This is a genomic window from Peribacillus sp. P4_D6 (assembly GCF_056401795.1).
Map to the genome: position 1 here is coordinate 1 of NZ_JBFUIQ010000168.1, position 6,618 is coordinate 6,618.

6 protein-coding genes and 1 other RNA gene are annotated in these 6,618 nt (G+C 37.5%); 1 reads left to right on the forward strand and 6 read right to left on the reverse strand.

Features of this window, described 5'->3' with window-relative positions; genetic code table 11:
• The 5 genes from AC1DVB_RS24290 to ssrS form a co-directional block, all read right to left on the reverse strand.
• Positions 1-336, reverse strand: a 336-nt coding sequence (locus tag AC1DVB_RS24290) for an MFS transporter (protein ID WP_477591332.1), incomplete at its 3' end; no start/stop codon positions are given.
• 123 nt (positions 337-459) lie between these two features.
• Positions 460-1,431: a glycoside hydrolase family 43 protein gene (locus tag AC1DVB_RS24295; protein WP_057277713.1), complete on the reverse strand. Its 972-nt coding sequence runs from the start codon at positions 1,429-1,431 to the stop codon at positions 460-462.
• Between the two features lie 721 nt (positions 1,432-2,152).
• The gene (locus AC1DVB_RS24300) at positions 2,153-2,341 is read right to left on the reverse strand and encodes a hypothetical protein (protein WP_034312104.1); all 189 of its coding nucleotides are present in this window, start codon (positions 2,339-2,341) and stop codon (positions 2,153-2,155) included.
• Between the two features lie 299 nt (positions 2,342-2,640).
• Positions 2,641-4,008: an MFS transporter gene (locus AC1DVB_RS24305; RefSeq protein ID WP_477591334.1), complete on the reverse strand. Its 1,368-nt coding sequence runs from the start codon at positions 4,006-4,008 to the stop codon at positions 2,641-2,643.
• A 326-nt stretch (positions 4,009-4,334) separates the two neighbouring features.
• A non-coding RNA gene (gene ssrS, locus AC1DVB_RS24310) (6S RNA) lies at positions 4,335-4,522 on the reverse strand.
• 361 nt (positions 4,523-4,883) lie between these two features.
• Here ssrS and tatA point away from each other — a divergent pair.
• A complete protein-coding gene (gene tatA, locus AC1DVB_RS24315; protein ID WP_477591336.1) occupies positions 4,884-5,090 on the forward strand; it encodes a twin-arginine translocase TatA/TatE family subunit in 207 nt (68 codons plus the stop codon).
• Positions 5,091-5,416: 326 nt separating this feature from the next.
• Here tatA and AC1DVB_RS24320 read toward each other — a convergent pair.
• A partial coding sequence (locus AC1DVB_RS24320; protein WP_477591338.1) for a protoglobin domain-containing protein occupies positions 5,417-6,618 on the reverse strand: 1,202 nt, incomplete at its 5' end.

Consider the following 6,618-nt stretch of genomic DNA (forward strand, 5'->3'; position numbering starts at 1 on the left):
AAGGTATACACTTCCTATAATTGCTCCTATAACTATATTCGCTTTTAGTAATGGGGCATAAAGGAAGCTGAAGAAAGGCCCCATAAACATTAAAAGGATTACGACAACCCAAAATAAGTTTTTTTTGAATCCCAATTTATCTGAAATGATTCCTAAAAAAGGTTGATAACATAATGCAATTAATGACATCGATGAAAAAACAATGCCTGTTTCACTTGGGTTAAGACCGGCAACATCTTCTAACCATAATGGGAGGAAACCAAGAACGATTGCCCAAATTATAAAGTAAAAATAAAATAGTCCTCCAAAATTCCAAAAACCTTTAGAAACATTCATATAAGGTCCCCTTTACGTATTATATAAGACAAATTTAACCATGCTAAAATGCAAGTGAATCTTTCCACGGCATTGCAGAAAGATTCCAAGCTGAATATTAATATTTCATCACTAGCTTTTACTTTAACTTTTATTCACCGCATCCGGTAATGGGATCCCAAAGTTTGGAGAGCCATCCTGGTTCCATTTAAATACTTGTGCCCGTGTATGTCGATTGGGATCATACAAGGGGTCCCCTTCAATTTCGGTATAATTACGAGCATGGTAAATTAAAATATCCTCGCTCCCATCCTCTGAAACTGTAAAGCTATTATGACCTGGTCCATATTGTCCATTTTCCGGTGCACTTTGAAAAACAGGATTTGGAGATTTAGTCCAAGAAGCAGGGTTTAACAAATCACTATCTTCCTCAGCCGTAAGTAAACCCATGCAATAATTATGATCTGTTGCACTGCATGAATAAGTAATGAAAACCTTTCCATTTCTTTTAAGCATTGCTGGACCCTCATTTACATGGAAACCAATAGTCTCCCAAGGTAATTCAGGCTTTGAAAGCATTACCTGCGGCCCCTTAATTGTCCAAGGATTTTCCATTTCCGCAATATATATATTGGAATTCCCTTTAATGTTAAAATCCCTTTGAGCCCATACATAATATAAAATACCTTTATGTTCAAAAGCGGTAGCATCTAATGAAAAAGATTCCCATTCTGTCTTAACTTGTCCCTTATGAATCCATTCTCCCTTTAATGGATCGGGACTTTCATTCTCAAGTACAAACATTCGGTGGTCGAACGTTCCGTTTACTGGTTGGTCGGTTCTCGCCGCAGCGAAGTAGATGTACCATTTTCCCTTTATAAAATGAAGTTCTGGAGCCCAAATCAGTGAGCTTTGCGGTCCAGTCTCATTTTTTCTCCAGACAGTAATAGCCTCCGCTTTACCTATTCCTTGAATAGTTTTAGATCGCCTGATTTCAAGTCGGTCATATTCTGGTACGGATGCAACAAAATAATAATAGTTATCCGAATGCTTATATACCCAAGGATCTGCTCTTTGTTCAACAATTGGGTTCTTATAAGTTTGCATTGTATTCATATTTTAGTCTCCTTTTTGTTTACGTCTACTCTTTGAATCTAGTTGCAATTATCTATTTCGATAACGATATCTGAAATTTTTTCTGACGGCTGAGATCCCCCCCTATTGGATATATTTAATATTTTTTGCTCCGCCCGATAAATCTTAATGATAAATAAATCGATAATTAATACGGACTAATTTTACAAAAGTGTAAATATTCTTAATATTTATCCGTACAAATAAATAATAATTTGTCTTTTTAAAGATGTCAACGCTTTCTTTTGTTATTATTTTGAAACTTTAGATGAATATATTGCATAATTTATACGTACATCTTTTAAAATTCATTTGAACCTTGTTAGATTGAAAGGTGAATGGTGACACTGAGAAAAACCATTTCTATATCGAAACCTTTATGTTAACTATCTTGTCTATAATTCAAGCAATTATAAAACCACTTGTGGCCAGAAATCACTTTCCCCTTATTGACAAGTTTACTGATCCTCGATACATGCAATTTTCCCCCTCCGAATACCATGGTCAAATTATTAAACTAAGGATTGCCCAATTCTTGATGCGCTTAAAGAAGCCCTCTTATCAAAAGAGGGCTCAGTTTGTATGTTCCAATCAACGTTCAAATTGTACAAGCCATAAAAAAACTGTAGCCAAATCGATTTTCATCGAGTTTGACTACAGTCTGAGCCCTCTAAGCAAAAGAGGGCTTTTACCTAATATAGTTTTAAGCTTCCAAGGCATCTTTACGCTTTCTTTTCCTTGATTCTGTTATTAGATCATAACCAAGATAAAGGATGATGGCTCCGCCTAACAATTTAACATATAACGGAATGTCTGCTACAAAGAAATAAATCATAGAGAATAATGTCCCTATAATGCATAACCAAAAAATTACATGTTTTAAAATTTTCAAAGTATTGACTCCTCACAAAAGATGAGATTAATTTCTAGTTCGCTCCACTTCAAGGGAGAATTAATTATCCGTACCATCATTCTAACATTTATTCTTTAAAGTAAGAGTGACTCATATTGCGAAATTATGAACATTTRAGCAACTTTTCTCAAAAGTAGGTCACGCCAATCAATTTCTGGAAAACCTTTACGCTATTTCTTGTCAATTTTCCATTTCATTTATGGCAAAAAAGACTAAAAAAACAAATAGGCATGAAATGACAGCATGGGTATCCAAGCACTGCATTTCATGCCTGTAGTTCACAAGACGTTCATTTTATTGGCTTCTACGCCCATTTCTTCAGTTGGTTCCGAGTGATCATGTTTATAATAAGCCATTTTCACTGGAACGAATGATAAGGCAACTGCAGCAATGAGACCCGGAATGGCGAAGGCGATGAAATTCAATTGGATGGGCAGCGAGATGGATAATAAAAATCCGCCGAGTATGGGCCCGAGCATACCGCCAATCCTTCCGATACCAGATGCCACCCCTAGTGCAGTCGATCTAATATTCGGCGGATAGTACTGGGAAACATAGGCTTGTACAAGGTTTTGGGCACCAATGGTACAGGCTCCTGCAATCGCTACCAATGTGTAAATCACAAATGAGCTTCCTCCCATTCCCAATAGCGTCAAACTTACAGCACCAAGCGCATACATCGGCACAAGCATTTTCTTGGAACCATAACGATCACAAAGTTTAGCGATGATAAGCGTGCCTACGATAGCGCCGCCTTGAAGGACGATCAAGAAACCCAAGCTTGAATTCAACGCATACCCTGCCTCGATCATTAGCTTTGGAAGCCATGTATTCAATCCATATACCATCAATAAGCACATGAAAAAGGCGATCCAGAACATCAATGTGCTAAGAGTACGGGAATCCTTAAACAATCCAACAATCGGCATATTGGCTTCTGTTTTATTCACTTCCACAAGTTCGTCCTTGATGTCGAATTCACTTTCCGGACTTACCTTGGATAATATTCTGATCAGTTCTTCCTTTTTGTTGACTCTGATCAGATGGGTCGAAGCCTCTGGTAATCGTTTCATCATGAAGGGTAAAAACAACAATGGTATTCCGGCAAACCAGAATATTGATTCCCAACCCAGTGTCGGCATAACCAGGATGCCCAGTATCGGCGCAAGCATCCCTCCGAATGAGTAACCGCACAAAACGATTGAAACGACCATGCTCCGCATCGTTTTCGGTGCATAATCCGTCAATAAGGCAATGACGTTCGGCATGATGCCCCCAAGCCCTAACCCTGCCAGGAATCGGAAAGTCGAAAACATCGTAGGCGTATCCGCAAATCCACATAAAAGCGTAAATAAACTAAATAAAATAAGTGTAATCGCGATTACGTTTTTCCTGCCAATCCGATCTGCTAATGTACCAAAGAAGATGGCCCCGAACAACATTCCAAATAGACCGTAGCTGCCCATGGCCCCAGCTTCCACGGAAGTAAGGTTCCATTCCTCTGTCAATAACGGGACGACTGTTCCGTAAACGACAAGGTCATAGCCGTCAAAAAGGATAATGATAAAACACCATGCCAGCAACCCTAAATGAAAGCGGTTAAATTTACTGTTGCCAATTACCTCGGTCGTATTAATTTTAGCCATAAAATCTTTCTCCTCTCTAGGTGACTGCAATAATTCCATCCAAATGATAGCGCTTACGTAATCATTCAAAAAATATTCGACTCACATATTTTTATACAAATAGTGAACCGAGTTATCTAATTGTTATTATAAATGCTAATTATCTGATATTTCAATAAAAACTTTCACATATTATTCATAATTCTTGAAGCCTTCACATAACCCGGTTACTAACATGGTATTCGCAATTTCTGGATATCATCTTTTTTTATACGGATCTTCAACGTTCCATACCATAAAACAACAAAAAACCAGTCCCTTATCGGACTGGTTTCTAATTATTAATGTAGTAAGCCGCTATTGCCGTATTCAAGTAAGAAAGTTTTAAACCACCACTCCTCAAAGTGGGTGTTTGCAGAAGCAATCCTGTTGTCCAAGTCAGTGACGAGGCATAACATTCCTGTTTCAATATAAAACTCCCTATTACAGCTTAAAGGTTAAAACTTAATTATCATTACGAACAACGCAGCTTGTATAGTTATAATACCGAAATATCTTCAAACTTGCAAGTTTAATCATTCCCATGCAACAAAAAAATTTCATGCCGGACATTAAGCTGGTGCAGCCAAATTAGTTTCATGCCCAAAACGTCAAATGGCACTCTGATTACACTATCCGTCCCCCACTTTCATTGATATCTTTTCAGGGAATATCATACTTGGGTAAGTAAATATTTTAAGATAGAATGTGCAAGATAAAATGGAGACGGAATTGAAAGCGTTTGTCTTCCAAAGATCATCGGATGTTCAACACTATAATATATTCTAAATACCATTTGCAAATACATGGAAGGAGTCTATAATATAAACTAATAAATTTGATTGGAGTGACTGATTATGCTATCAAACATTGGTTTTCCCGGTTTAATTTTAATCCTTCTTTTAGCTTTAATTGTTTTTGGACCGAACAAGCTGCCTCAAATCGGACGGGCAGTCGGCACCTCACTTAAGGAATTTAAAGATGCAACCAAGGGAATAACAGAAGAAATACAAGAGGAATTCAAAGATGACGTACAAGCTGCAAAAAAAGAAACGATAAAATGAAAAAGACGCCTGCACGCAGCAGGCGTCTTTGATGCGTTTGTGGCGCAGAACCGTCAGGCCACATCCCGACGTTTAGCTAAAAGCTTGTTCTTCGACTTACACAAATTAGCTCATCGCTTTATTAATATAACATTAAACTTATATTTTATCAAGTGATTTATTGAGCAGCCCGTTAACGGCATCCATTGGGAGGTGATTTAAATCCCAATTTATAGTTTGTTCATATTTTATAGACCGCTTTGGGGGTTTTTAGAAATATTCTATCGTGTTGTTTATTAAAATACAAATGAGCCCCAAAAACTGTTCTGTAAAACCGTTCAACTTCATTACAAGTTCATTGTCAATTGAGTCAATTGATCCGAGGAAACGGCCACTTGATTGAACGCTTCATTAATTTCATCGAATATATCATTCAGCTCTGTCATTTCCTTGGTGATCTTAATATTCTGCTCTTTCACAGAAAGCATGGCCTTTGCTATATCAGTAAAAAATATGCCCGTTTCTTTTCCTTGTTTCGTGCCTTTAGTAATTTCCCCGCTAACCATGGAAATTGACGTGTTCATGACGTTGGTAAAATGAGCGATTCCATTAACCAATTTCACTACTTCAGATACCGAGTCCTTGGTATTTTCCGATAGCTTCCTTACCTCACCAGCCACAACCGCAAATCCTTTACCATTTTCACCGGCTCTTGCCGCTTCGATCGCTGCGTTCAACGCCAACAAATTCGTTTGCTCGGCAATGGAAGTGATGATCGTGACAATTCGTTCAATTTCCTTTGAAGTATTGGAAAGCTGCTCCATATCATTTGAAATGATCGTCATTTGCTCCTGCGTTTTCACCAATCTTTTCTCTAATCTCTGTAACAGTTCGACTCCCTCATTTGACTTTCCCTCTGCATGTATGGCAATCTCGGACCCCTTTTGGGTGAAATCATGAATTTCCCCTACCTTATTTGCCATTAATTGAGTTGCTGAACTGGTCTCTTKACTGATTGCTGCCAATTCCTCTGCATTATGATTGACCTGTAGTTTCATCGTCTCTTTTTCTGCTAAGTCTTTTTGGCGAATCTTCTCATTTTMAAGTTCATATGCCTCTAAAACTATTTGCTGCTCTAAATTAAAAATTTTAGTGACAGCCAGAATGTTATCTTGATATTGCTCAATATTTTTTATGTTGGAAATCACATGAATGATCAATGATTGCAATAAATCCTGAAATGCACTCATATACCATTTTGGCTGAAGTCCAATTCGCACATGTACTTGTGCGATAATATAACGCTGTTTAATATACGCATCATCAATGGTTCCGCTAAACATTTCGAACATATGACGATGCAGTGTCTTTTTCAACCTATCAACAGAACCATTGTCCTTAATGATTTTCATTAAAGAGGGTTCATTTTCTAGATTTTTATAAAAGTTCCCTACAATTTGTGTCAAAAGTCCCTTCACTTGTTCCTGTAAAGAACGAATTATACACAAATCCTCGATGGTCAAATGAATCATGTCCACTTGATTCAATA

Excerpts from the sequence above, each read along its gene's own strand:
- AC1DVB_RS24295 (WP_057277713.1), bottom strand. The coding sequence starts at position 1,431 with ATGAATACAATGCAAACTTATAAGAACCCAATTGTTGAACAAAGAGCA.
- AC1DVB_RS24305 (WP_477591334.1), bottom strand. The coding sequence starts at position 4,008 with ATGGCTAAAATTAATACGACCGAGGTAATTGGCAACAGTAAATTTAAC.
- tatA (WP_477591336.1), top strand. The coding sequence starts at position 4,884 with ATGCTATCAAACATTGGTTTTCCCGGTTTAATTTTAATCCTTCTTTTA.